At 70.9% G+C, this 25,302-nt stretch carries 20 protein-coding genes; 12 read left to right on the top strand and 8 right to left on the bottom strand.

The annotated features are described in order from the left end of the window. Nucleotide 1 precedes the first annotated feature (1 nt). The 4 genes from AC0665_RS03000 (at nt 2) to AC0665_RS02985 (ending at nt 6,374) form a co-directional block, all read left to right on the top strand. Nucleotides 2-1,672, top strand: coding sequence for a fumarate hydratase (locus AC0665_RS03000; protein WP_366054008.1), 1,671 nt, complete (start codon nt 2-4; stop codon nt 1,670-1,672). A gap of 77 nt (nt 1,673-1,749) precedes the next feature. Next, nucleotides 1,750-3,153: a class II fumarate hydratase gene (locus tag AC0665_RS02995; protein ID WP_468407190.1), complete on the top strand. Its 1,404-nt coding sequence runs from the start codon at nt 1,750-1,752 to the stop codon at nt 3,151-3,153. Between the two features lie 82 nt (nt 3,154-3,235). Then, nucleotides 3,236-3,928, top strand: a complete 693-nt coding sequence (fomD, locus tag AC0665_RS02990) for a cytidylyl-2-hydroxypropylphosphonate hydrolase (protein WP_468407188.1) — start codon at nt 3,236-3,238, stop codon at nt 3,926-3,928. A 301-nt stretch (nt 3,929-4,229) separates the two neighbouring features. Next, the gene (locus AC0665_RS02985; RefSeq protein WP_478704306.1) at nt 4,230-6,374 is read left to right on the top strand and encodes a SpoIIE family protein phosphatase; all 2,145 of its coding nucleotides are present in this window, start codon (nt 4,230-4,232) and stop codon (nt 6,372-6,374) included. Nucleotides 6,375-6,435: 61 nt separating this feature from the next. Here the strand turns inward: AC0665_RS02985 and AC0665_RS02980 are convergent, their stop codons facing one another. Then, the gene (locus AC0665_RS02980; protein ID WP_478604816.1) at nt 6,436-8,724 is read right to left on the bottom strand and encodes a transglycosylase domain-containing protein; all 2,289 of its coding nucleotides are present in this window, start codon (nt 8,722-8,724) and stop codon (nt 6,436-6,438) included. A 262-nt stretch (nt 8,725-8,986) separates the two neighbouring features. Here AC0665_RS02980 and AC0665_RS02975 point away from each other — a divergent pair, with 262 nt between their 5' ends. The 5 genes from AC0665_RS02975 (at nt 8,987) to AC0665_RS02955 (ending at nt 13,864) form a co-directional block, all read left to right on the top strand. Then, on the top strand, nt 8,987-9,922 hold the full coding sequence (locus tag AC0665_RS02975) for an SPFH domain-containing protein (RefSeq protein ID WP_468407181.1): 936 nt from the start codon (nt 8,987-8,989) through the stop codon (nt 9,920-9,922). After that, nucleotides 9,919-10,188: a type II toxin-antitoxin system antitoxin gene (locus tag AC0665_RS02970; RefSeq protein ID WP_468407179.1), complete on the top strand. Its 270-nt coding sequence runs from the start codon at nt 9,919-9,921 to the stop codon at nt 10,186-10,188. Before AC0665_RS02975 ends, AC0665_RS02970 begins: the two co-directional genes overlap by 4 nt. 129 nt (nt 10,189-10,317) lie before the next feature. Further along, the gene (locus AC0665_RS02965; RefSeq protein ID WP_363117050.1) at nt 10,318-10,842 is read left to right on the top strand and encodes a PadR family transcriptional regulator; all 525 of its coding nucleotides are present in this window, start codon (nt 10,318-10,320) and stop codon (nt 10,840-10,842) included. Further along, nucleotides 10,839-11,528, top strand: coding sequence for an ABC transporter ATP-binding protein (locus tag AC0665_RS02960; RefSeq protein WP_468407177.1), 690 nt, complete (start codon nt 10,839-10,841; stop codon nt 11,526-11,528). The genes AC0665_RS02965 and AC0665_RS02960 overlap by 4 nt, the downstream gene beginning before the upstream one ends. Further along, entirely contained in the window at nt 11,525-13,864 is a 2,340-nt protein-coding gene (locus AC0665_RS02955) for an ABC transporter permease (protein WP_478704305.1), read from the top strand. Before AC0665_RS02960 ends, AC0665_RS02955 begins: the two co-directional genes overlap by 4 nt. 190 nt (nt 13,865-14,054) lie before the next feature. On the opposite strand, the gene AC0665_RS02950 is transcribed toward AC0665_RS02955, so the two are convergent. Next, on the bottom strand, nt 14,055-15,005 hold the full coding sequence (locus AC0665_RS02950; protein ID WP_478704304.1) for a LysR substrate-binding domain-containing protein: 951 nt from the start codon (nt 15,003-15,005) through the stop codon (nt 14,055-14,057). Nucleotides 15,006-15,138: 133 nt separating this feature from the next. On the opposite strand from AC0665_RS02950, the gene AC0665_RS02945 reads away from it, so the two are divergent. Both AC0665_RS02945 and AC0665_RS02940 read left to right on the top strand, forming a co-directional pair. Continuing rightward, a complete protein-coding gene (locus AC0665_RS02945) occupies nt 15,139-15,693 on the top strand; it encodes a peroxiredoxin (RefSeq protein WP_363117046.1) in 555 nt (184 codons plus the stop codon). A 6-nt stretch (nt 15,694-15,699) separates the two neighbouring features. Next, entirely contained in the window at nt 15,700-16,233 is a 534-nt protein-coding gene (locus AC0665_RS02940; RefSeq protein WP_361301283.1) for an alkyl hydroperoxide reductase, read from the top strand. Between the two features lie 82 nt (nt 16,234-16,315). On the opposite strand, the gene AC0665_RS02935 is transcribed toward AC0665_RS02940, so the two are convergent. The 4 genes from AC0665_RS02935 to AC0665_RS02920 form a co-directional block, all read right to left on the bottom strand. Further along, on the bottom strand, nt 16,316-17,623 hold the full coding sequence (locus tag AC0665_RS02935; RefSeq protein WP_478507288.1) for an AI-2E family transporter: 1,308 nt from the start codon (nt 17,621-17,623) through the stop codon (nt 16,316-16,318). 138 nt (nt 17,624-17,761) lie between these two features. After that, nucleotides 17,762-18,463, bottom strand: a complete 702-nt coding sequence (locus AC0665_RS02930; protein WP_468407168.1) for an aggregation-promoting factor C-terminal-like domain-containing protein — start codon at nt 18,461-18,463, stop codon at nt 17,762-17,764. 419 nt (nt 18,464-18,882) lie between these two features. Next, the gene (locus AC0665_RS02925; protein WP_363117043.1) at nt 18,883-20,208 is read right to left on the bottom strand and encodes a PhoH family protein; all 1,326 of its coding nucleotides are present in this window, start codon (nt 20,206-20,208) and stop codon (nt 18,883-18,885) included. A gap of 378 nt (nt 20,209-20,586) precedes the next feature. Beyond that, a complete protein-coding gene (locus tag AC0665_RS02920; protein WP_363117042.1) occupies nt 20,587-21,360 on the bottom strand; it encodes an isoprenyl transferase in 774 nt (257 codons plus the stop codon). 807 nt (nt 21,361-22,167) lie between these two features. Between AC0665_RS02920 and AC0665_RS02915 the strand changes: the two genes are divergently transcribed. Beyond that, on the top strand, nt 22,168-23,328 hold the full coding sequence (locus AC0665_RS02915) for a winged helix DNA-binding domain-containing protein (RefSeq protein WP_478704303.1): 1,161 nt from the start codon (nt 22,168-22,170) through the stop codon (nt 23,326-23,328). A 17-nt stretch (nt 23,329-23,345) separates the two neighbouring features. Here the strand turns inward: AC0665_RS02915 and AC0665_RS02910 are convergent, their stop codons facing one another. Both AC0665_RS02910 and AC0665_RS02905 read right to left on the bottom strand, forming a co-directional pair. Beyond that, nucleotides 23,346-24,260, bottom strand: coding sequence for a methyltransferase domain-containing protein (locus AC0665_RS02910; RefSeq protein ID WP_478604830.1), 915 nt, complete (start codon nt 24,258-24,260; stop codon nt 23,346-23,348). A 50-nt stretch (nt 24,261-24,310) separates the two neighbouring features. Then, the gene (locus tag AC0665_RS02905; protein ID WP_478604832.1) at nt 24,311-25,189 is read right to left on the bottom strand and encodes an LLM class flavin-dependent oxidoreductase; all 879 of its coding nucleotides are present in this window, start codon (nt 25,187-25,189) and stop codon (nt 24,311-24,313) included. Nucleotides 25,190-25,302: the final 113 nt, after the last annotated feature.

The raw sequence follows: 25,302 nt of genomic DNA, 5'->3' as shown, positions 1-25,302 counted from the left end.
GATGCCTGAGTTCGCGTACACCGATCTGCTCCCCCAGGGAGAGGACACCACCCCCTACCGGCTGGTGACCTCCGAGGGTGTCTCCACGGTCGAGGGGCCGGACGGGCGCACCTTCCTCCAGGTGGAGCCGGAGGCGCTGCGCAAGCTCGCCGAGGAGGCCATCCACGACATCCAGCACTACCTGCGCCCGGCCCACCTCGCCCAGCTGCGCCGGATCATCGACGACCCCGAGGCGTCGGGCAACGACAAGTTCGTGGCGCTGGACCTGCTGAAGAACGCGAACATCGCGGCGGCCGGCGTGCTGCCCATGTGCCAGGACACCGGCACGGCGATCGTCATGGGCAAGCGCGGCCAGAACGTGCTGACGCGCGGCCGCGACGAGGAGGCCCTGAGCCGCGGCATCTACGACGCGTACCAGAACCTCAACCTGCGCTACTCGCAGATGGCTCCGCTCACCATGTGGGAGGAGAAGAACACCGGCTCCAACCTCCCCGCGCAGATCGAGCTGTACGCGGCCGACGGCGGCGCCTACAAGTTCCTGTTCATGGCCAAGGGCGGCGGCTCGGCCAACAAGTCGTTCCTGTACCAGGAGACGAAGGCCGTCCTGAACGAGTCCTCCATGATGAAGTTCCTGGAGGAGAAGATCCGTTCGCTCGGTACGGCGGCCTGCCCGCCCTACCACCTGGCGATCGTGGTCGGCGGCACGTCCGCCGAGTACGCGCTGAAGACGGCCAAGTACGCCTCCGCGCACTACCTGGACGAGATCCCCGCCGAGGGCTCCGAGCTCGGGCACGGCTTCCGGGACAAGGAGCTGGAGCAGAAGGTCTTCGAGCTGACGCAGAAGATCGGCATCGGCGCGCAGTTCGGCGGCAAGTACTTCTGCCACGACGTGCGCGTGGTGCGCCTGCCCCGGCACGGCGCGTCCTGCCCGGTGGCGATCGCGGTGTCCTGCTCCGCCGACCGCCAGGCCGTCGCGAAGATCACCGCCGAGGGCGTCTTCCTCGAGCAGCTGGAGACGGACCCGGCGCGCTTCCTGCCGGAGACGACGGACGAGCAGCTCGACGCCGACGGCGACGTGGTCAGGATCGACCTCAACCAGCCGATGGACGACATCCTGGCCGAGCTGACCAAGTACCCGGTGAAGACCCGCCTGTCCCTGACCGGCCCGCTGGTCGTGGCGCGCGACATCGCCCACGCCAAGATCAAGGAGCGGCTGGACGCGGGCGAGGAGATGCCGCAGTACCTGAAGGACCACCCGGTGTACTACGCGGGTCCGGCCAAGACGCCCGAGGGTTACGCGTCGGGCTCCTTCGGCCCGACCACGGCCGGCCGGATGGACTCCTACGTGGAGCAGTTCCAGGCGGCGGGCGGCTCCAAGGTGATGCTCGCCAAGGGCAACCGCAGCAAGCAGGTCACCGACGCGTGCGACGCCCACGGCGGCTTCTACCTCGGCTCCATCGGCGGCCCGGCCGCGCGCCTGGCGCAGGACTGCATCAAGAAGGTCGAGGTCGTCGAGTACGAGGAGCTCGGCATGGAGGCCGTCTGGAAGATCGAGGTCGAGGACTTCCCGGCCTTCATCGTGGTCGACGACAAGGGCAACGACTTCTTCCAGGACCCGGCGCCGGCCCCGACGTTCACGTCCATTCCGGTACGGGGTCCCGGACTCGCCTGACATCGGCGGTGACGATTCGCCTCCACGGGGAACAGTGGTCGCGGCGCTGACGCTGTGACACGTGGAGGTGATCGTCGATGACCGACGAGCAGGACAGGACCGAGTACCGCACCGAGCACGACTCCATGGGCGAGGTGCGGGTGCCCGCCCACGCCAAGTGGCGCGCCCAGACCCAGCGGGCGGTGGAGAACTTCCCGATCTCCGGGCAGCGCATCGAGCGCGCGCACATCGAGGCGCTGGCCCGGATCAAGGGCGCGGCGGCCAAGGTCAACGCCGAGCTGGGAGTTCTGGACAAGGACATCGCCCAGGCGATCCAGGAGGCGGCCGGAGAGGTCGCCGAGGGCAGGTGGGACGAGCACTTCCCGGTGGACGTGTTCCAGACCGGGTCGGGGACCTCGTCCAACATGAACACCAACGAGGTCATCGCCACCCTGGCCAGCGAGCGGCTCGGGCGCCCGGTGCACCCGAACGACCACGTCAACGCCTCCCAGTCGTCCAACGACGTCTTCCCCTCGTCCCTCCACATCGCCGCCACCGCCGCGGTGACGCGCGACCTCGTCCCGGCCCTGGACCATCTCGCCGCCTCCCTGGAGCGCAAGGCCGAGGAGTTCGCCGACGTGGTGAAGTCCGGGCGGACCCACCTCATGGACGCCACGCCCGTGACGCTGGGCCAGGAGTTCGGCGGGTACGCCGCCCAGGTGCGGTACGGCATCGAGCGTCTGGAGGCCTCGCTCCCCCGGCTCGCCGAACTGCCGCTCGGCGGTACGGCCGTCGGCACCGGCATCAACACCCCGCCCGGCTTCTCCGCCGCCGTGATCGAGGAGGTCGCCCGCGCCACCGGGCTGCCCCTCACCGAGGCCCGCAACCACTTCGAGGCACAGGGCGCCCGGGACGGCGTCGTCGAGACCAGCGGGCAGCTGCGGACCATCGCGGTCGGGCTGACGAAGATCGCCAACGACCTGCGCTGGATGTCCTCCGGGCCTCGCACGGGTCTCGCCGAGATCGCCCTGCCGGACCTCCAGCCCGGTTCCTCGATCATGCCGGGCAAGGTGAACCCGGTCGTTCCGGAGGCCGTGCTGATGGTCGCCGCGCAGGTCGTGGGCAACGACGCCACCGTCGCGACCGCGGGCGCCGCCGGCAACTTCGAGCTCAACGTGATGCTGCCCGTCATCGCCAAGAACGTGCTGGAGTCGATCCGGCTGCTCGCCAACGCGACACGGCTGCTGGCCGACCGGACCGTGGACGGCATCACCGCGAACCGCGAGCGGGCCCGGGAGTACGCCGAGTCCTCCCCCTCGGTCGTCACGCCGCTCAACAAGTACATCGGCTACGAGGAGGCCGCGAAGGTCGCCAAGAAGGCGCTGGCCGAGCGCAGGACGATCCGTCAGGTCGTCCTGGACGGCGGGTACGTGGAGCGCGGGGACCTGACCTCCGAGCAGCTCGACGAGGCGCTGGATGTCCTGCGGATGACGCACCCGTGACAACAGGGGCGGACGTGTGCCCGGCGCGTGAACCGTGACACGCGCCGCAGCGTCGTATGCCTACGGCACCTAATATCTGTTCATGGCGGACGGTGGAGCGATGAGACGCGTGGAAACGGGTGGTGCGGCAGGGTTCTGGGCTCCGGGAAGCCGGATCCTGTGGCGCTACCGGGAGAACGGCGGCACGCGCGTGCACATCGCGCGTCCCGTCACCGTCGTCCGGGACGACGCCGACCTGCTCGCCGTCTGGCTGGCCCCCGGCACCGAGTGCGTCAAGCCGGTGCTCGCCGACGGCACGCCGGTGCACCTGGAACCGCTTGCGTCGCGCTACACCAAACCGCGTACCGTGGTGCGCGACCGGTGGTTCGGCACGGGCGTGCTGAAGCTGGCCCGGCCCGGCGAGCCCTGGTCGGTGTGGCTGTTCTGGGAGCCGGGCTGGCGGTTCAAGAACTGGTACGTGAACCTGGAGGAGCCGCTGGCCCGTTGGGCGGGCGGCGTGGACTCCGTCGACCACTTCCTGGACATCTCCGTCCATCCCGACCGCAGTTGGCACTGGCGTGACGAGGACGAGTTCGCCCAGGCCCGGCGGGACGGCCTGATGGACGACCAACAGGCCGAAAAGGTACGGGCGGCTGGGCGGGAGGCGGTGCGGGTGATCCGTGACTGGGGGCCGCCGTTCTCGGAACGCTGGCAGCACTGGCGCCCGGATCCGTCCTGGGGGGTACCGTCACTGCCGGAGGACTGGGATCGTACGCCCGCGCATGTGTCCACATGAGACCCTTGATGCGCCCCCGGGCAAGAAACGTAGGATCGTCCTCCGCAAGGGCGCGCGGCGGCAACTACCGGAGCACGCGCTGGGCTTGACCGATCGTCACCGAGGGGCGGCAGGACGTGAGCGAGGGGTACGAGGGCAACACCGGCAGGGCCTGCACCGCAGGCCCCGCGGGCCGCGGCCGGTCTGCCGGTGACACAGGAACAACCTCTGACCACGCGGGAATTCCGTTCCTGGGGCATGTATTGCGGGTATCGGAGTTTCGGCGGGACCAACTGCGCGCGCGGCGCGCAGCCCCGGACGGATGGATGCGACACGCGTGACGGAGCAGCCGACCTCGTTCGAACGCCCCCAGACGGGCGTCGACCCCGTGGATCCCCGCGGGGCGTTCGTGCACACCCCGACACCGGCGCGAGCGCCGGGCGCGGGCACCTTACCGGTACAGGGCCGCCCCGGCGGCGACGTCACCGTTCCGGTCACGACGGCACACAGCACGCCGGGCACGTCGGAGCCGGGCACCTCCACGCCGTTCGGCAAGGGCAAGGACACCGTGAGCGACCCCGCCTCCGAGCACTCCCAGCCGGGTGCCGAGCAGACCGCCGAGCGCGAGACGCCTCGGCCGCGCCCCGCCCCCGAGGGCATTCCGGTCCAGCCGGCCGACGGACAGGACCGTCCGCCGGTGGCCGCCGACGGGGCCGAGCGCCGCAGCGGGCAGAGCCTGCCGCCGGGCCGGCCCACGCCGATGCGGCGGGACGGCGACCGGCTCAGGTTCGTGGGGGCCGCCACCCGGCGGATCGCCCGCGGCATCGACCTCGACGAGATCGTGATGGGGCTGTGCCGGGCCACCGTGCCCACCTTCTCCGACGCGATCCTGGTCTATCTGCGTGACCCGCTGCCCGTCGGCGACGAGCGGCCCATGGGCCCGCTGGTGCTGCGGCTGCGCCGCACCGACCGGATACCTCCGGAGCGGGACACGGAGAACGGCTTCCTGCCGGCCGCGCAGCCCGAGCCGAGCGAGCTGGAGTCGGTCGGCGCCGAGCTGTGCGAGGTGCGGCCGGGCAGCGCGCTCGCCGAAGTGCTGCGGGGCGTGCGCCCGGTGTTCACCGACGCCCCCGCGGCCCGCGCCGCCCTGCCCGAACTGCTCGGCGAGGGCGGAGAGTTCGCCGTGCCGGACGGGCAGCGTGCCATTCTCGCGCCGCTGCGCGGCCGGCGCCGGGTGATCGGTGCCGCGCTGTTCCTGCGCCGCCCCGAGCGCATCGCCTTCGAGCCGGACGACCTGCTGGTGGCCGCCCAGCTCGCCACGCACAGCGCCCTCGGCATCGACAAGGCCGTGCTGTATGGCCGCGAGGCCTACATCGCGGACGAGTTGCAGCGCACCATGCTGCCCGAGACGCTGCCCCGGCCGACGGGTGTACGGCTGGCCTCCCGCTACCTGCCGGCGGCGGAGACGGCCCGGGTCGGCGGCGACTGGTACGACGCGATCCCGCTGCCGGGCAGCCGGGTCGCCCTGGTCGTCGGTGACGTGATGGGCCATTCCATGACGTCGGCGGCGATCATGGGCCAGTTGCGCACCACGGCCCAGACCCTCGCCGGTCTCGACCTGCCGCCGCAGGAGGTCCTGCACCACCTCGACGAACAGGCCCAGCGCCTGGGCGTGGACCGCATGGCGACCTGCCTCTACGCCGTCTACGACCCGGTATCGCACCGCATCACCATCGCCAACGCCGGTCATCCGCCGCCCGTCCTGCTGCACCTGGGCGGCCGCGCCGAGGTGCTGCGCGTGCCCGCCGGCGCCCCGATCGGGGTCGGCGGCGTGGACTTCGAGGCGGTGGAGCTGGACGCGCCCGCCGGAGCGACCCTGCTCCTGTACACCGACGGCCTGGTCGAGTCCCGGCTGCGTGACGTGTGGACGGGCATCGAGCAGCTGCGCGAGAAGCTCGCCGCGGTTGCGCAGCTCACCGGGCCGGACCATCCGCCGCCCCTGGAAGCGCTCTGCGACGAGGTGCTCGACATGCTCGGCCCGGGCGACCGGGACGACGACATCGCGCTGCTCGCCGCCCGCTTCGACGGGATCGCGCCCAGCGATGTGGCGTACTGGTTCCTGGAGCCGGAGGACGCCGCCCCCGGCCGGGCCCGTCGGCTGGCCCGGCGCGCGTTGCAGCGCTGGGGCCTGGAGGAGCTCAGTGACTCCGTCGAGCTGCTGGTCAGCGAGGTCGTGACCAACGCCGTGCGGTACGCGTCGAGGCCGGTGACCCTGCGGCTGCTGCGCACGGACGTGCTGCGCTGCGAGGTCGGCGACGACGTGCCCCAGCTGCCGCGGCTGCGCCAGGCCCGCGCCACCGACGAGGGCGGGCGCGGGCTGTACCTGGTGAACCGGCTGGCCCGGCGCTGGGGCGCGACCCGGCTGAGCACGGGCAAGGTGGTCTGGTTCGAGCTGAACCGCGGCTGACCCGCCGTAGCGACATGCCGAAGGGCGCCCGGTGTCCACCGGGCGCCCTTCGCGTGCGCTGCTATCCGTCGTCGCCCGGCTTGAGCGGGTCCAGCGGGTCACGGCCGTCGCCCGGCGGTGTCGTCGGCGGGGCCGTGGGCGGGGTGGTGGTGGGCGGTGTCGTCGACGGGCTCGGCGGCGGGGACGACGACGGCTTCTCCGACGTGGGCGGCGGGGACGACGACGGCTCCTCGGTCGTCGGCTCCTGGGAGGGCTCCTTGGTCGGCGTCCGTGAGGGCGTCGGCGTCCACGTCGGCTGGACGGCGGCGCCCTGCAGGGTGTCCAGGTCGAACTTGCTGACGTCACCCATCACACCGAAGGTGTACGCCGCCCAGATCTGCGCCGGGAAGTCACCGCCGTTGATGCGGGGCTCGCCGGCCGCCTTGTACATCGGGACCTGGGCGTGGGTCTTGGCGTCCTCGCCGAACAGGCCCACCGAGGTGACCAGCTTGGGCGTGTAGCCGGTGAACCAGGCCGACTTGTTGTTGTCGGACGTACCCGTCTTGCCCGCGACCTGCTGCCCGTCACGCTGGGGGTTGTTCCGTACGGACTTCTGGGCGGTGCCGTCGTCGACCACGCCGGTCAGCACCGAGGTGACCGAGTCGGCGGCCTCACGGCTGATGACCTGGTCGCCGACCGCGTCCGGGATGGTGACCGTGCGGCTGTTGTGCTCGACGGACTTCAGGAGCGTGGGCGTGACCTTCCGGCCGTGGTTGTCGAGGGTGGCGTAGACGCCGGCCATCTGGAGCGGGCTCGCGCCCATGGTGCCCAGGGTCTGCGCGGGCACCGCCTGGAGGCCCTTGGTGTCCATGCCGAGCTCGCCCGCGACCTTCATCACCTCGGACATGCCGACGTCGACGCCCATCTGGGCGAAGACCGAGTTGATGGACTTGTTCATCGCCGTCTGGACGGTGACGTCTCCGTAGCTCCGGTCGTCCTCGTTCTCCGGGGCGAACCCGACCTTGGTGCCGTCGTCCACGACCGGCCGCTTGCTCGTGCCGTCGTAGACCGTGTTCGCCCGGATCGGGGTGCCGTCCTGGGTCTTGGCCTGGCCCTCTAGGGCGGCGGCGAGAATCACCGGCTTGAAGGTGGAGGCGGGCTGGTAGTCGGTGCGGGTGGCGTTGTTGACGTAGTGCTTGAGGTAGTCCCGGCCGCCGTACATGGCGACCACGGCACCGGTCTTCGGGTTCACGGACGCGGCGCCGGCCTGGACGTCCGCGTCGACCTTGCGCTTGGCCGGGTCGAGCCTGCTGTCCAGCTGTCGCTGGACGGACTTCTCCAGCGCCGCCTGCTTCTTCTTGTCGATGTTGAGCGTGACGGTCCAGCCGCCCTGGTCGACCATGGCCTCCGCCTGCTTGGCGTCCTCGGCGGTGCCCTGGGCGACGAGCTGCTTCTCCAGCGCCGCGTTGGCGGCCTTCACCAGGTAGCCGGTCTGGCCTCCCAGGCTCGGGTCGGCCTTCGGTTCCTCGGGGACCGGGAAGGTCAGGCCCTGGCGCTCGGACTCGCTGAGCCAGCCTTGCTTGACCATGTTGTCCAGGACGTAGTTCCAGCGCGCTTTCACCAGCTTCTTACCGGTGTCGGACGCGATGGCCCAGTCGTACTGGTTCGGTGCCTGCAGGAGCGCGGCGAGGTAGGCGCCCTTCGCGACCGAGAGGTCCTTGGCGTCCTCGCGGTAGTAGGCCTGGGCGGCGGCCTGGATGCCGTAGGCGCCACGGCCGTAGTAGCTGGTGTTGATGTAGCCGGCCAGGATGTAGTCCTTGGACTTCTCCCGGTCCAGCTTCAGCGAGATGACCAGTTCCTTGAGCTTGCGCGAGACGGTCTGTTCCTGCGTCAGGTAGTAGTTCTTGACGTACTGCTGGGTGATCGTGGATCCGCCCTGCGCGCCCTTGCCGGTGACCGTGTTGAGCAGACCGCGGGCCGTGCCCTTGAGGTCGACGCCGGCGTCCTTGTAGAAGGTCTTGTTCTCGGCGGCGACGAACGTCTTCTGGACGGGCTTGGGGACCTCGGCCAGATCCACGATCTCGCGGTTGCGGTCGCCGGTACGGCCCAGCAGGGAGCCGTCGCTGTACTTGTAGACGTTGCTCTGCCACTTGGCGTCGGCGTTCCCCTTCGGGATGTCGATCACCATGTACAGCACGATGAAGGCACCCATGCCCAGCAGGCACAGGCCGAGGAAGGTGCCGAGGATCTTCTTCCAGGTGAAGAGCCCGCGTATGCCGCTCTTGCCGGCCGCGCCCGACGGACGGCGGCGCTTGGGTGCCGCCCGGCGCCCACCGCGCTGTCGGGCGCGTCTCTCTTCCGCTCGTCCCATGGGTCCGATCTGCTCCGCTTCGTTCATGTGTGCTCACATGTCACACAGGTTCGCCGCTCAGGTCAGCTCAGAAAGCTAACACCGGGAGATAAGAGATAGGGCTGCCGATCCGGCCCTTTGCGGACGTGACAATCAGCACCCATCCCAACGGAACCGACGTACGAGACACGCGCAGGGTTGCCAGAACGCGGAAAAGTGATATCACTTAGCTAGACAGAAGCTATGCAGGAGTGGCTTCGACCGAAGAAACGGGGGACCACCCATGTCCACGCACGACACGCAGGTCACGGCCGATGTGCCCGAGATGCCGGCGCCACGGGTGCGGGAGTTCACCGCGCACAGCATCGGCGGCGGGCTCGCCCTGCTGCTGGGCCTGCTCGGGCTGCTGGCCGGCGCCGGGCTGATCGCGCTCGCCACCTCGGTGGACCCGGCCGGCGCGCGGGCCGGGCTGATCATCGGCGGCATCCTGGTGGCGCTGGCGGCGTTCCTCGCCATGTGCGGGCTGAACATGGTGGCGCCGGGCGAGGCCCGGGTGGTCCAGCTCTTCGGCCGGTACCGGGGCACCATCCGGCAGGACGGTCTGCGCTGGGTGAACCCCTTCACCTCGCGCACCAAGATCTCGACCCGGGTACGCAACCACGAGACCGCCGTCCTGAAGGTCAACGACGCCTACGGCAACCCCATCGAGCTCGCCGCGGTCGTGGTGTGGCGCGTCGAGGACACCGCCCAGGCCACCTTCGAGGTCGACGACTACATCGAGTTCGTCTCCACCCAGACCGAGGCGGCCGTGCGGCACATCGCCATCGAGTACCCCTACGACGCCCACGAGGAGGACGGCCTCTCGCTGCGCGGCAACGCCGAGGAGATCACCGAGAAGCTCGCCGTGGAACTGCACGCGCGCGTGGAGGCGGCCGGTGTGCAGATCATCGAGTCCCGCTTCACGCACCTCGCCTACGCCCCCGAGATCGCCTCGGCGATGCTCCAGCGGCAGCAGGCCGGAGCGGTGGTCGCGGCGCGGCGGCAGATCGTGGACGGCGCGGTGGGCATGGTGGAGGCCGCGATCGCCCGCATCACCGAGCGGGACATCGTGGAGCTGGACTCCGAGCGGAAGGCGGCGATGGTCTCCAACCTCATGGTCGTGCTGTGCGGTGACCGTGCCGCGCAGCCGGTCCTCAACACCGGGTCCCTCTACCAGTGACGGTCCCTGGCGAAGGTCCGGGCCCCCAGCGCCGGCCGCAGCAGCAGCGCAAGCAGGTGCTGCTGCGGCTGGACCCGGCGGTGTACGAGGCGCTCGCGCGGTGGGCCGGGGACGAGCTGCGGTCCGCCAACGCGCAGATCGAGTTCCTGCTGCGCAGGGCGCTGGCCGAGGCGGGGCGGCTGCCGCGGGAGACCGGGCCGCTGCCCCGCAGGGGGCGTCCGCCCGGGTCGCCCGGAGGCTCGCCCCCGGGCCCGCCGCCCGCCTGAGCGGACCGGCGTCACGGCTGTTGCGGAACCGTGACAACAGGCCCCGACCTGCACGGCCCTACCGCCCCGCCATGAACTGCACACCCAGCGTATACATGGGGCGTATACACGGTGTGTAGAGTCGTCGGCATGTCCATCGGTCACACTCTCCTGGGACTCCTGGAGTCCGGCCCGCGTCACGGTTACGACCTGAAGCGGGCCTTCGACGAGAAGTTCGGTCACGACCGGCCGCTCCACTACGGCCAGGTCTACTCGACGATGTCCCGTCTGCTGAAGAACGGTCTCGTCGAAGTCGACGGCATCGAGGCGGGCGGCGGGCCCGAGCGCAAGCGGTACGCGATCACCGAGGCCGGCATCACCGACGTCGAGCGCTGGCTCGCCACGCCGGAGAAGCCGGAGCCGTACCTCCAGTCGACCCTCTACACCAAGGTCGTCCTGGCGCTGCTCACCCACCGCGACGCCGGCGACATCCTCGACACCCAGCGCTCGGAGCACCTGCGCAGCATGCGGATCCTCACCGACCGCAAGCGCAAGGGCGACCTGGCCGACCAGCTCATCTGCGACCACGCGCTGTTCCACCTGGAGGCGGACCTGCGCTGGCTGGAGCTGACCGCGGCACGTCTGGACAAGCTCCGCGAGGCGGTGGCCCGGTGACGATTCCCGCCGGCTCTCTCCTCACCGCCCAGGACCTGCGCAAGTCCTACGGGCCGACGACCGCCCTCGACGGCGCCGAGTTCTCCATCCACCCCGGCGAGGTCGTCGCCGTGATGGGCCCGTCCGGCTCGGGCAAGTCGACGCTGCTGCACTGCCTCGCCGGGATCGTCATGCCCGACTCGGGCTCGATCACGTACGACGGGCGCGAGGTGACCGCGATGAGCGACGCCGAGCGCAGTGCGCTGCGGCGCTCGGAGTTCGGGTTCGTGTTCCAGTTCGGGCAGCTCGTGCCGGAACTGACCTGCGTGGAGAACGTCGCGCTCCCGTTGCGGCTGAACGGGTCGTCCCGCAAGGACGCCGAACGGACCGCGCTGGCCTGGATGGAGCGGCTGGAGGTCGACGACCTGCGCAAGAAGCGGCCCGGCGAGGTGTCCGGCGGTCAGGGGCAGCGGGTCGCCGTCGCCCGCTCGCTGGTGACGAACCCGCGGGTGGTGTTCGCCGACGAACCGACCGGCGCGCTCGACTCGTTCAACGGCGAGCGCGTGATGGAGCTGCTCACCGACGCCGCCCGGTCCGCCAGCACGGCCGTGGTGCTCGTCACGCACGAGGCGCGGGTGGCCGCGTACTCCGACCGCGAGATCGTCGTACGGGACGGCAGGTCGCGGGACATGGAGCGCGTCGTATGAGCCTCGGGCAGTGGGGCCGGGACCTGGCCATGGGCACCCGGTTCGCGTTCGCCGGCGGACGCGAGGGATGGACCCGGGCGCTGCTCACGGCCGTGGGCGTCGGTCTCGGAGTGGCGCTGCTGCTGCTCACCACGGCCATCCCGAGCGCGCTCGCGGAACGGGACCGGCGCGAGGCGGCGCGCAGCGACCACACGATCGGCCAGCAGGAGATACCGAAGGCCGACGACACGCTGATCATCCTGGACGCGGACACCACGTTCCGGGACCTGGACGTGCGCGGCCGGATGCTGGAGCCGGAGGGCCCGCGGGCTCCGCTGCCCCCGGGAGTCGCGAAGTTCCCGGCGGCGGGCGAGATGGTCGTCTCCCCGGCACTGAAGGAACTGCTCGCCTCCGACGACGGCAAGCTGCTGCGGGAGCGGCTGCACTACCGGATCTCGGGCACCATCGGCGAGCAGGGGCTGGTCGGCTCACAGGAGCTCGCCTATTTCGCGGGTGGCACGGGGCTCGCGAAGGTGCTGGAGGGTCCCGCCGGCGGGGCCCGGATCGACCGCTTCGGCAACGAGGACCTGAGGCAGTCCGACCGCTGGGACCCGGTGCTGCTCCTGCTGGTCCTGGTCGTCTTCGTGGTGCTGCTGATGCCGGTCGCCGTGTTCATCGCCGCGGCCGTGCGCTTCGGCGGCGAGCGGCGCGACCGGCGGCTGGCGGCGCTGCGGCTGGTCGGCTCCGACAGCCGTATGACCCGGCGGATCGCCGCCGGCGAGGCACTCGCCGGTTCCGTGCTGGGGCTCGTCCTGGGCACCGGGTTCTTCCTGCTCGGACGTCAACTGGCGGCCTCCGTCGAGGTCTTCCACGTCAGCGTGTTCCCGAGCTATCTGAACCCCTCGCCCGTGCTGGCCGTCCTGGTCGCGCTGGCGGTGCCGGCGGCCGCGGTCCTGGTGACGATCCTCGCCCTGCGCGGGGTGGTCATCGAGCCGCTCGGCGTGGTGCGCACGGCCAAGCCGGCGCGGCGCCGGCTGTGGTGGCGGCTGCTGCTGCCGCTGGGCGGGCTCGCGCTGCTCTACCCGATGATCGGGCAGGGCGACGACGGCGGGAACTTCAACCAGTACCTCGTCGTCGGCGGCGTGATGCTCCTGCTGGTGGGCGTCACGGCCCTGCTCCCCTGGGTGGTGGAGACGGTCGTGGCCCGGCTGGGCCCGGGCGGGGTCGCCTGGCAACTTGCCGTACGCAGACTCCAGCTGAGCAGTGGTGCGGCGGCCCGGCTGGTCAACGGCATCGCCGTGGCGGTGGCCGGTGCGATCGCCCTGCAGATGCTGTTCGCCGGGGTGGAGGGCACCTACACCAGGGCATCGCGGTACGACGTCTCCCGGGCCCAGATGAGCGTGGACGTGCCGGAGGGCTCCGACGCCGCGGCCGTAGCCGGGAAGTACCGCGACACCGAGGGCGTGCGCAAGGTCACCGCACTGTCCGACGCCTATCTGCGCGACCGGGACCAGGAGGACTCCTTCATCCAGATCACCATGGCCGACTGCGCGTCGTTGCGCGAGGTGGCCACGCTCCCCTCCTGCCGCGACGGGGACGTCTTCGCCGTCAAGGGCTCGCGGTACGACAGCGATAGTGATCACCTGGCCGAGCCGGGCACGGCCCTGTGGACCGAGCCGGACCGCGACGGCGCCCGCTCGGACGGCCACGCGGTCTCCTGGACCGTGCCGGAGGACATCCGTCCTGCCCGGCCCCGCGAGGACCCCACCGGGTACGAGCGCGGCGGCATCCTGATCACGCCCGGCGCGCTGCCCGCGAAGCTCGCGGCGGCCGCCTCCACCCGGCTCTTCGTGAGCGTGGACCCCTCGGTGCCGGACGCCTACGAGCACGTGCGCAACACGGCCGCGCGGTTCGACCCCGTGGTTCAGCCCATGACCTGGCACAGCATCGAGAGCAACGAGCGCTACGCCACCATCCGCACCGGCCTGTCCGTCGGCTCCGCCTGCGTGCTGGCGCTGATCGGGGCGAGTCTGCTGGTCTCGCAGCTGGAGCAGTTGCGCGAACGCCGCAGGCTGCTGTCGGCCCTGGTCGCCTTCGGCACCCGGCGCCGCACCCTCAGCCTGTCGGTGCTGTGGCAGACGGCCATCCCGATCGGGCTGGGCCTGCTGCTCGCCGCGACGGTGGGCATCGCCCTGGGCGCGGTCCTGCTGCGGATGACCAACACGTCGGTCCGCGTGGACTGGCCGAGCGTGCTGTCGATGACCGGCATCGGCGCGGGCGTCGTACTCGTGGTGACACTGCTGAGCCTGCCGCCACTGCTGAGACTGATGCGGCCGGACGGCCTGCGCACCGAGTAGCGACGTCGCCGCGCGCAGCCCGTACGGGCGTCAGCGTTCTGACCCGGCCCCCGTACGGGCGTCAGGTTCCGGACCGGCACCCGTACGGGCCGCCGGGCTTCCTGGTCCGGCACCCGTACGGGCGGTCAGCGCCCTGATCCCGCACCCGTACGGGCCGTCGGGCGGCCTGGACGGGCACCCGCACGAGCCGTCAGGCGTCCCAGTCCAGTACCCGTACGGGCAGGGGCCGCAGGGCCTGCCGGAGGGCGGACGCCAGTTCCTCGTACTCCGCGCCGCGTGCGGCCCCCGCCCGCATCGCCAGGGCGATCCTGCGGGCCGGGGCCGGGTCGGCGAAGTAGCCGGTGAGGAGCTGGTTGCTGCGGGAGGTCTCGACCTTGACGGCGGTGCGCGGCAGCAGGGTGACTCCGAGCCCGCCCGCCACGAGCTGCACCAGCGTGGACAGCCCGGCGGCGGTCGTGGTGACCGGCACGTCGTCGCGGCCGGCCTCCCGGCAGATGTCGAGGGCCTGGTCGCGCAGGCAGTGCCCCTCGTCGAGGAGCAGCAGGTTCAGCTCGCGCAGGGCGTCCCGCGCGATGCCCTCCCGTCCCCCGAGCCGGTGGTCGAGCGGGGTGACGAGCACGAAGTCCTCGTCGAAGAGGGGTAGTTCGACCACGCCCGGGACCCCGAGCGGCACGGCGAGCAGCAGCAGATCGAGCCGGCCGGCGGCGAGGCCGTCGAGCAGGTTGGCGGTCTGCTCCTCGTGCACCTGGAGGTCGAGCTGCGGATACCGCTCGTGGACGAGCCGCAGCACCGTCGGCAGCAGATAGGGCGCGACCGTTGGGATCACCCCGAGCCGCAGCACTCCGGTGAAAGGTGCCCGGACCGCCTCGGCCTCCTCGATGAGGGCGCCCATCTCCGCCAGCACCGCCTTGGCCCGTACGGCGATCCGCTCACCCTCGGGCGAGAGCAGCACCTTGCGCGTCGTACGCTCGAGGAGCGTCACTCCGAGTGTCTCCTCCAGGGCCGACACGGCGCCCGAGAGGGCGGGCTGGCTCATGCCGATCGCCGCGGCCGCGTCCCGGAAGTGAAGGTGTTCCGCCACCGCCGCGAAGGCCCTGAGCTGAGCCAGGCTGGGCTGCCTGCGCTTGTTACCGACCGTCACTGATAACCACCTCCGATCAACCCGACCGAGTGTAGCTATTTCCGTAATCAATCCAGCCTGTGCCAACATCAACACAGTCCAACCCATGGGAAACGCCCGCGATCCGGGTGTTTCTTCGCTGCAAGGAGAATGTGTGCTCACCGTCGGTGACAAGTTCCCCGAGTTCGACCTGACCGCCTGTGTCTCGCTGGAGAAGGGCAAGGAGTTCCAGCAGATCAACCACAAGACCTACGAGGGTCAGTGGAAGGTCATCTTCGCGTGGCCCAAGGACTTCACCTTCGTGTGCCCGACCGAGATCGCCGCCTTCGGCAAGCTGAACGACGAGTTCGCCGACCGCGACGCCCAGGTCCTCGGCTTCTCCGGCGACTCCGAGTTCGTCCACCACGCCTGGCGCAAGGACCACGACGACCTGCGTGACCTGCCGTTCCCGATGATGGCCGACTCCAAGCACGAGCTGATGCGCGAGCTGGGCATCGAGGGCGAGGACGGGTTCGCCAAGCGCGCCGTGTTCATCGTGGACCAGAACAACGAGATCCAGTTCTCGATGGTGACCGCGGGCTCGGTCGGCCGTAACCCGAAGGAGGTCCTCCGGGTCCTGGACGCGCTCCAGACGGACGAGCTGTGCCCCTGCAACTGGTCGAAGGGTGACGAGACCCTCGACCCGGTCGCGCTGCTCTCCGGGGAGTGATCTGACATGTCGCTGGACGCCCTGAAGTCCGCCATACCGGACTACGCCAAGGACCTGAAGCTCAACCTGGGCTCGGTCATCGGCAACTCCGACCTGCCGGCCCAGCAGCTGTGGGGCACGGTGCTGTCGACGGCGATCGCCTCGCGCTCCCCGATCGTGCTGCGCGAGCTGGAGCCGGAGGCCAAGGCGAACCTGTCGCCGGAGGCCTACACGGCGGCCAAGGCCGCCGCCGCGGTGATGGCGATGAACAACGTCTTCTACCGCACCCGTCACCTCCTGTCGGACCACGAGTACGGCACGCTGCGCGCCGGTCTGCGGATGAACGTCATCGGCAACCCGGGCGTCGACAAGGTCGACTTCGAGCTGTGGTCCTTCGCGGTCTCCGCCATCAACGGCTGTGGCATGTGCCTGGACTCGCACGAGCAGGTGCTGCGCAAGGCCGGCCTCGACCGTGAGGTCATCCAGGAGGCGTTCAAGATCGCCTCCGTGATCCAGGCGGTCGGCGTCACGCTGGACGCCGAGGCGGTCCTGGCCGAGTAGGCACGGCCGCACGTCTCACGACGCAGGGCCCCGCCCACCTGAACCGGTGGGCGGGGCCCTGCGGGCGTTCCGGGCTCCGGGACTATTCCGGGGCCGTCTGCGGGCCGGGCTCCGCGCTCACCGCCGTGGCCCCGCGGGGCCGCACCGAGTGCCGCAACGCCGCCCTCTGCGAATACGACCGCAGATATCCGGCGACCGTGTTCGTCACCGCCACCAGCGGCACCGCGACGACCGCACCGCCGATCCCGGCCACCATGCCGCCCGCCGCGACCGACAGCACGACCGCCAGCGGGTGCACGCGCACGGCGCGCCCCAGGATGAACGGCTGGAGGATGTGCCCCTCGATCTGCTGCACGGCGAGCACCACCGCCAGCGTCATCACGGCCGTGAACACCCCCTGGGTGACCAGGGCGACGACCACCGCCAGCGCACCGGACACGACCGCGCCCACCAGCGGGATGAACGCGAACAGGAAGATGAACACCGCCAGCGGCACGGCCATCGGCACATCGAGGAAGTAGATGCCGAGCCCGATGAAGATCGCGTCGATCAGGGCGACGATGACCGTGCCCCGCACATAGGCCGTCAGCGTCCGCCAGGCCGCGGGACCGGCCCCGGCGACCCCGGGCCGCGCGGCGGCCGGCACCAGCTTCAGGGTCCACTCCCAGATCCGCTTGCCGTCGTAGAGCAGGAACAGCGTGCAGAAGACGGACAGCAGGATCCCGGTCAGCGCCTCGACGACGACCGTGACGCCCTCGAGCCCGGCCGAGGTGATCTGGTCGGTGTTCGCCCCGACGGCCTCGCGCAGGTTGGTGGCGATCTCGTTGATCTGCTTGTCCGTGACGTGGAAGGGGCTGTTCAGCAGCCAGTTCCGCAACTCGTCGATGCCGTCCTGGATCTGGCCCGAGAGGTCGTCGATGTTCTCCATGACCTGCCAGGTCACGAACCAGCCGATGAGGCCGATGACGATGAAGCCGAACATCGCCGTCAGCGCCGTCGCCGGTCCGCGCGGCACGCCGTGGCGGCGCAGCCGCGCCACCGTCGGTTGCAGTATCGCCGTGATGAGCAGCGCGATGACGAACGAGAGCACCACGAGCTGGACGGCGCTGATGATCCGCATCAGCACCCAGACGGTGCCCGCGAGGATGAGGAGCCGCCAGCCGGCCTCGGCGGCGACCCGCACCCCCCACGGCACGGCCAGTGCCGGATCGGGACGGGCGGGGACGTCGGGCGCGTAGTCCGGGGGCGGCGGCACGTGTTCGTCGGAGAGGACCGGAGGGTCGGAGTCGTCCCGCTCCCGCTCGGCCTCGGCCCGGCGCTCGTTGTAACGCTCGCTGATCTCGGTCAGCCCGGCACCGAGCCGGCCGAGCCACCCTGGCACTCGCGACATGATCCGTCCTTTTCCCCCGTCTCAGCGCACCACTCCCGCTGGGAGTCGTCCGTCCGACCGTACATGGCGCGAGCCCCGCACCGGACGACGGTGCGGGGCTCGCGTAGGGCAACGGATCGGCCCCAGGGGCCGGTCGGCTCAGTACCAGTGGTTGGCCTGCCAGAACGTCCAGGCCTCACAGGGGCTGCCGTAGCGGTCGTTCATGTAGTTCAGGCCCCACTTGATCTGGGTGGCCGGGTTGGTCTGCCAGTCGGCGCCGGCGGACGACATCTTGGAACCGGGCAGCGCCTGGAACATGCCGTAGGCCCCTGAAGAGGGGTTGACCGCCTTGTAGTTCCAGTCGGACTCGTGGTCCACGATGTTGCTGAAGCACTGGAACTGACCCGACGGCACGATCTGCCGTGCCATCGCCTGGATCTGGGCGATGCTGTAGGAGCTCGCGACGGGGAAGTCCGAGATGTCCTTGGAGCGGCTGGCGGCGGCCTTGACCTCCGCGCGCTCCTTGGCTGCGGCCTCGGCGGCCTTGGCGGCCTTCTCGGCGGCTTCCTTCTTGGCGATGGCCGTCTCGGCGGCGGCCTTGCGGGCGGCCTCCTCGGCGTCCTTCTTGGCGCTCGCGTCGGCCTGGATGGCCTGCGCGTCGGCCTGCTGCGTCAGCGACGCGGTCTGCACCTGGGCCTGCTGGCCCGCGGGGATGTCCGCGAGCAGGGTGGCGCCGCTGGCCGTCGCTTCGGCGTCGTTGTTCTGCGCGGTGCTGCCCGAGGCAACTCCGACGACGCTTCCGACAGCGGTGACCGCCGTGGCCGAGGCCACTGCGAATCCCCGGACCGAGATCCGGCTCACACGGTTTTCCTTCCAGCATCGCCCGCTTCGGTGACCCTCGCGGACGCAATCGTGCCCCTGGCACTGGCCTCCCCAACTGCGGGGTCACGGGAGGCGCGGGCCCGGTGGGCAACTCCCGCGAGGGGAGCGCCGTGTGTAGCTCGGGCGGCATACGACATCGCTATGCAGTTGATGCTGTTGCTCTGTGGTGCCGTACCGCTGGGGGTACAGGTGTGTCGTATGCGGGGCCTGACAGGACTGAGACTCTGCCGTAACCCGACGGGGCAAGGCAATTCTGAGTTGCGTGTGAAAGCTCACATCCCGTTTGGTGCGGGAGATTCACAGGAACGCCCACACGCGAAGGCGCCGCCCGGCTAGGCTCTTCGCCTTTTCCGGACGGCGCCAACTATCGCATAACCGGCCCTACTTACTGGGCGTGGTCAGACCTGCCCGTCTTCGAGCATTTCGGTCACAAGCGCGGCGATCTGGGACCTCTCGGACCGCGTCAGGGTGACATGCGCGAAGAGCGGATGCCCCTTCAGCTTCTCGACGACGGCGACCACACCGTCGTACCGGCCGACCCTCAGATTGTCGCGCTGGGCCACGTCATGGGTGAGAACCACCCGTGAATTGGCCCCGATCCTGGACAGAACGGTAAGAAGTACGTTCCGTTCCAGTGACTGCGCCTCGTCCACGATCACGAACGCGTCGTGCAGCGAGCGGCCGCGGATGTGGGTGAGCGGCAGGACTTCGAGCATGCCGCGCGCGGTCACCTCCTCGATGACCTCCCGGCTGGTGACCGCCGACAGGGTGTCGAACACGGCCTGCGCCCAGGGGCTCATCTTCTCGGCCTCGGTGCCGGGCAGATAGCCGAGCTCCTGCCCGCCCACCGCGTACAGCGGACGGAAGACCATCACCTTCTGGTGCTGACGGCGCTCCAGCACCGCCTCCAGGCCCGCGCACAGCGCCAGCGCCGACTTTCCGGTGCCGGCCCGGCCGCCCATCGACACGATCCCGACGTCCGGGTCGAGCAGCAGGTCGAGGGCGATCCGCTGCTCGGCGCTGCGGCCCTTGATGCCGAAGACCTCGCGATCCCCGCGCACGACGCGGATGGTGCCCTCGGGCGTGACCCGGCCGAGGGCCTTGCCGCGCTCCGACTGGATCATCAGGCCCGTGTGCACCGGCAGGTCGGCGGCCTCGGGCACGTAGACGTGCCCCTCCTCGAAGAGGATGTCCACCTGCTCGCCCGGCAGGGTCAGTTCGGACATGCCGGTCCAGCCGGAGGAGTCCGTGATGGCGAGTTCCGCGCGGTACTCCTCGGCGAGGAGCCCGACGGAGGACGCCTTGATCCTGAGGGGGAGGTCCTTGGACACGACGGTGACGTCGAACCCCTCGGCCTGCAGATTGCGGGCGACCGCGAGGATGCGGGAGTCGTTGTCCCCCAGGCGGTAGCCGCTGGGCAGCACGCTGGGGTCCGAGTGGTTGAGCTCGACACGGACCGTCCCGCCCAGATCACCGATCGGGATGGGGGCGTCGAGGCGACCGTGCCGGACCCGGAACTCGTCGAGCAGGCGCAGGGCCTGCCGGGCGAAGTAGCCGAGTTCGGGGTGGTGCCGCTTGGCCTCCAGCTCCGTGACCACGACGATGGGGAGCACGACCTCGTGCTCGTCGAAGCGGTTCAGGGCGTGTGGGTCGGCCAGCAGGACGCTGGTGTCGAGAACATAGGTGCGCCGGTCTGGCTTGTGGCGCTTTGTGCTGGTCACCACGGAAGGACGTACCCCCTCGGATGAGGTCGGGGAGCGACGGTATGGAGCTGGACCGGTCGTCGGCCGCCCTGCGCGGGCCGAGAACCGGCCCTCCGCCTCTTCGTCCGTGCAGTGACCGCACGATCGGGCTGGTGCAAAGGGCCTCCCGGGCGGACGGCCCCGTGCCGTCCGCTGAGATCCGACACCCGTGGTTCGGGCGTCGACCTGTCTGGGTTATGCCCTCGAACGAGCGTCGCCATGCCACGGCATATGACGGCGAGCCGGTGAACTTGGCGTTACGTGCGCCGTCAACGGGGTACGGGGAGGTGTTGCGGACGTGGGACGTCCCGCGTCCGCGGGGGTGCGTGAGGGGTGCGTCAGCCGTGCGCGACGGGTGCGTCAGCCGCCGTAGCGCCGGTGGCGGGCCGCGTAGTCACGCATGGCGCGCAGGAAGTCGACCTTGCGGAACGCCGGCCAGAACACGTCACAGAAGTAGTACTCGGAGTGCGCGGTCTGCCAGAGCATGAATCCGGACAGCCGCTGCTCGCCGCTGGTGCGGATCACCAGGTCGGGGTCGGGCTGGTCGCTCGTGTAGAGGTGACGCCCGATCATGTCGATGTCGACTGCCTCGGCGAGCTCCTCCATCGAGGTGCCCTTGTCCTGGGCGTCGAGCAGCATCGACCGCACGGCGTCGGCGATCTCCTGGCGGCCGCCGTAGCCGATGGCGACGTTGACCACTATCCCGTCGACGTGCGCGGTGCTCTCCTCGGCCTCCTTGAGGACCGTCTGCATCCCGGAGGGCAGCAGGTCGGGCGTGCCCACGTGGTGCACGCGCCAGCGTCCGTCGGCGGCCAGGGTGCGGACGACGTCCTCGATGATGCCGAGCAGCGGGACGAGCTCGTCGCGCGGCCGGTCGAAGTTGTCGGTCGACAGGAGCCAGAGGGTGACGACCTCGACGTCGGTCTCACTGCACCAGCCGAGGAACTCCTCGATCTTCTCGGCGCCGGCCCGGTGGCCGTGGACGGTGCTGGAACCGGCGGCCTTCGCCCAGCGCCGGTTGCCGTCCATGATGACGCCGATGTGCTTGGGCACCTGAGCGTGGTCCAGGTGGCCTTCCACCCGGCGTGCGTACAGCCTGACCAGCAGGCCACGCAGCTTGTCGCGCAGGTTCACGTGTTTGTCAGCCCCTCCGTACGGATCGGACAGGCCGCGGCGTGCGGCCCGGTCGTGGCCCGCGGGCGGTCCCTGCCCGTATGGCAGTCCCCGGAGGCGAAGCCTACCCCCGCCGCGGCCGTGGGCCGCCAACGGGTGCGGAACGAAAGGTTCCGGCCCGGGTTCGAGCCGCCGGGCGGACCAACAAAAAACGGGCCGGTCCGTGGGGGGGAGACGGACCGGCCCGAGGGGGGGTTTCCACCATAACCCTTTGTAAGTGATGCTGCGTGCATTGGCGGGCCACAACTACTCTCCGGAGCCGCCCGGCGACGCGGCGATGACCGCGGAAGCTCTCGTTCAGGGCGCGCTTCTGGCCGAAACATGGCCCCTGTGCAGGGAAAACAGGATGCACCGGCACCAAATCCGGAGGATCGGACGCGCCGTCAGGGCCACTCGGGTGACTTGTCCCGACATCCCCCCGATGGGTGAACCGCCCGGCCGACATCCGCTTGACCCGGGCACTCCCTCGCAACCGCCCCGCGCCGCCCTTTGCCGAACGACATCGCCGCCCCTGCGGCTCGGCGTGGAGGCCCTGGCACCGCGCAGCCCCCTCCACTGCGCGGTACCGCCCGCGCAGCTTTGCTCACGCGAATCTCCTGGTCCGAATTTACGTGAGGGACGACGTTGAGGCGAGCCGCCGGCGATAACGATGTGAAAACTCTCGTCGGGAGTTGCGCAAGTGCGGTGAGCGAAAGGAGTGACAGGTATCGGGTGCCACCCGGGACCATCAGGACGGATTCTGTCCTCAATGGCATTTAGCGTCACCGCATGACGACGAGCCTCAGGATCACGTGGGACGCGGCGAGCGCGCGGCGGGCCGTGCGACAGCATCTGACCGGGCCGGCGCGCCCGGGCACCCCGGTCGCCGAGGTGGTCGGTGCGATGCGGGGCGCGCACGCGCAGGTGCTCTCCGCGGCCGAGGTGTCGGTGGGAATGCGGGCGGACGGCGTGACGCGGGCGGATGTACGGGCCGCGCTCTGGGAGGAACGGTCCCTGATCAAGACGTACGGCCCGCGCGGCACCGTCCATCTCCTCCCGACCCGCGAACTCCCCCTCTTCTCGGCGGCGTTGAGCGCGGTTCCGAGCGGGCCGAGCCCGTTCCCACCCGACGCGCGGCTCACCGAGGAGCAGGTTCGCCAGGTGGTGACGGCGATCGGTGACGCGCTCGACGGCAGGTACCTGACCATCGACGAGCTGTCCGAGGAGGTCGTCGCCCGGACGGGCCTCTGGGCGGGGGACCGCGTGATGCCGGCGTTCCAGGACATGTGGCCGCGCTGGCGCCAGGTGATGCACCGGGCGGGCTGGGCGGGCACGCTGTGCTTCGGCCCGAACCGCGGCCGCAAGGCGACGTTCACGCGACCGGTCCCCGGGGGCCTGGAGCCGGACCCGAGCGACGCACTGGCTGCCTTCGTCGGCCGCTATCTGCACACGTACGGCCCGGCGACGCCGCAGCACTTCGCGCGGTGGCTGGCGGCGCCGCCCGGCTGGGCCATGGCGCTGTTCGACGAGTTGGCCGCAGCGGGCCGTATCGAACAGGTTCTGTTCGATACGGCACCGGCGTGGGTGGCGGCGGGCGACACGGGCTTCCCCGACGGCCCGCCGCGGGGTGTGCGCCTGCTCCCCTACTTCGACGCGTACGTCATCGCCGGGCAGCCCCGCGAGCGGTTGTTCCCCGGGCAGGCGTCCCGCCGCGCCCTCGCCGGCGGCCAGGCGGGCAACTACCCGGTGCTGCTGGTCGACGGTGTGGTGGCCGGGGTGTGGCACCAGCGGCGCCGGGGCCGTCGTACGACCGTCACGGTCGAGCCGCTCGTCCGGCTGACGGCGCGGCGGAAGCGGGAACTCGACGAGCAGGCACAGCGGGTGGGCGAGGTGCTGGAGGCGACGGCGGAGCTGGTGGTGGGAGAGGTGACGGTGGGTCCGCACGCCTGATCGTGCGGCACAGGGCGTCAGCCCGGCTTGCGTGCGTCGACGAGGTGACGGGTGCTGTGGGCCACGAACGGGCCTTCCGCCTGGATCCGCTCGTGCAGCTCCCGCAACCGCGGCTCGTACGCCTCGACGGTGAAGCCGGGGACCATCCAGACCACCTTGCGCAGGAAGTGCACGACCGCGCCGATGTCGTGGAACTCCATGCGCAGCCGCTCCGCCCGCAGACCGACGACGTCCAGCCCGGCGGCTTCGGCGTCGGCGCGCTCGCGGTCGGGGTGGCGGGCACCGCGCACGTCGTCCGGCTGGGGCCCGAGGAAGTACTCGACGAGTTCGAAGACGCTGCTCGGCCCGACGTGCTGGGCGAAGTACGTCCCGCCGGGCTGGAGGACGCGGACGATCTCGTCCCACCGCGGACGGACGGGATGCCGGCTGACGACCAGGTCGAAGGCGCCGTCCGCGAAGGGCAGGGGGTCGTCCTCGGCGGCGGCCACGACGGCGACGCCGCGGGGGCGGAGGAGGGCGGTCGCCTTGGCGACGTTGGGAGGCCAGCCTTCGGTGGCGGCCATGAGCCGGGGCGGCTTCCGGGCGGAGGAATGGGCGGAGGCGTGGGCGGGGGCCTGGCCGGTGGTCTCGGCCGGGTCCCCGTCGGCGAGCTGGGCGAGGGCGAAGTCCAGGACTTCCCCTCCCCCGGTCTGCACGTCCAGCGCCGCGCTCGCCCGTCCCAGCCGCTCGGCCATCGACACGGCGTACCCCCAGGAGGGCCGTGCTTCTGTGGCCCGCCCTTCGAACCAGGAGAAGTCCCAGCCTTCCGTCGGGACGGAGGCCCCTTCGGCGAGAAGTTCCTCATAGGTGACGGGGTGTTCGGGGTGTTCGGCGTGTGGGTGTTCGGGGTGTGGGTGCACGGGGTGCCGGGGGTGGGGTGCCTGCTGCATCATGAACGCCTTCTACGGGATGTCTCTCATGGGACGTGTCTCATGGGACGGTCTCAGGGGACCAGCGGACGCACGTCCTCGGCCGTGAACCGCACGAACTCCTCCGGGTCGGGCTCGTCCGCCGTCGGCTGCAGCACGACACGGTCGGCCCCGGCCTCGACCAGTTGCTCGACGGCCTTGGCGACGGCGCCCGCGTCCCCGGCGACCCCGAGGTCCGGAACGGAGTCCAGCCCCTCGGCGGCGAGCTCCGCACGCAGCCGGGCGGCGGCGTCGGGCCCGGTGGCGGTGAGCAGATAGACGACGATGGGGTGCGGCGCGGCGTCGCGACCGGCAGCCGCCCGGCCCTCCTCCACGAGCCGGCGTGCCCGGCGCACGCCCTCGGCGTTGTGGGCGGCGGTGAGAATGGTCCCGTCGGCGGCCTCCCCGCTGAGCCGCAGCGACCGCGGCCCGGTGGCCCCGGCCAGCACGCCGTCCCCGGGACTCTCCGGCGGCCAGTCGAGGGCGACGTCGTCGAGCGTGACGTACCGCCCCTCGACGGTGAGCCGCTCCCCGGCCAACAGGGCGCGCAGCGCCATGAGATGCTCCCGCAGCAGGGTGACGGGCGACTCGACGCGGGCGCCGACCTGGCCCATCCAGTCCTGCACGCCGTGTCCGACACCGACGATGGCCCGGCCGGGGAACATCCGGTGCAGCGAGGCGATCTCCATGGCCGTGATGGCGACGTTCCGCAGCGGCACGGGCAACAGCCCGACCCCGACCCGCACCCGCTCGGTCCACGCGAGGGCAGCGGCGGCGGTGGAGATGCCGCCCTCTCTGAAACAGTCCTCCCAGAGCCAGAGCTCGTCGAGCCCGGCCCGCTCCGCGGTCTCACATACGGAGCGGAGCCGCTCGGGGGCCAGCTGGGGGCGGAACACTGCGCCTAGGGGGGTCATGGGGTGTTCCTACCCGGGCGGGGAAGCGCCGGACAAGGCGTTTTGCGACTCATGCGTGCCAAACCAGCCACGGGTCATGCCGGTTTGGCTCATGTGCGTCAGTCGTTCGGTGC

The sequence above is a fragment of the Streptomyces sp. NPDC043685 genome (assembly GCF_056436585.1).
The sequence above is the reverse complement of the archived record's forward strand: the minus strand, read 5'-3'. Positions and strand labels throughout refer to the sequence as shown.

Bases quoted from the DNA above. Each gene is read 5' to 3' on its own strand.
- AC0665_RS02955 (WP_478704305.1), top strand. From the start codon at position 11,525: ATGAGCCTCGGGCAGTGGGGCCGGGACCTGGCCATGGGCACCCGGTTC.
- fomD (WP_468407188.1), top strand. From the start codon at position 3,236: ATGGCGGACGGTGGAGCGATGAGACGCGTGGAAACGGGTGGTGCGGCA.
- AC0665_RS02940 (WP_361301283.1), top strand. From the start codon at position 15,700: ATGTCGCTGGACGCCCTGAAGTCCGCCATACCGGACTACGCCAAGGAC.
- AC0665_RS03000 (WP_366054008.1), top strand. From the start codon at position 2: ATGCCTGAGTTCGCGTACACCGATCTGCTCCCCCAGGGAGAGGACACC.
- AC0665_RS02980 (WP_478604816.1), bottom strand. From the start codon at position 8,724: ATGGGACGAGCGGAAGAGAGACGCGCCCGACAGCGCGGTGGGCGCCGG.
- AC0665_RS02915 (WP_478704303.1), top strand. From the start codon at position 22,168: ATGACGACGAGCCTCAGGATCACGTGGGACGCGGCGAGCGCGCGGCGG.
- AC0665_RS02910 (WP_478604830.1), bottom strand. From the start codon at position 24,260: ATGATGCAGCAGGCACCCCACCCCCGGCACCCCGTGCACCCACACCCC.
- AC0665_RS02985 (WP_478704306.1), top strand. From the start codon at position 4,230: ATGGATGCGACACGCGTGACGGAGCAGCCGACCTCGTTCGAACGCCCC.
- AC0665_RS02995 (WP_468407190.1), top strand. From the start codon at position 1,750: ATGACCGACGAGCAGGACAGGACCGAGTACCGCACCGAGCACGACTCC.
- AC0665_RS02935 (WP_478507288.1), bottom strand. From the start codon at position 17,623: ATGTCGCGAGTGCCAGGGTGGCTCGGCCGGCTCGGTGCCGGGCTGACC.
- AC0665_RS02905 (WP_478604832.1), bottom strand. From the start codon at position 25,189: ATGACCCCCCTAGGCGCAGTGTTCCGCCCCCAGCTGGCCCCCGAGCGG.
- AC0665_RS02975 (WP_468407181.1), top strand. From the start codon at position 8,987: ATGTCCACGCACGACACGCAGGTCACGGCCGATGTGCCCGAGATGCCG.
- AC0665_RS02965 (WP_363117050.1), top strand. From the start codon at position 10,318: ATGTCCATCGGTCACACTCTCCTGGGACTCCTGGAGTCCGGCCCGCGT.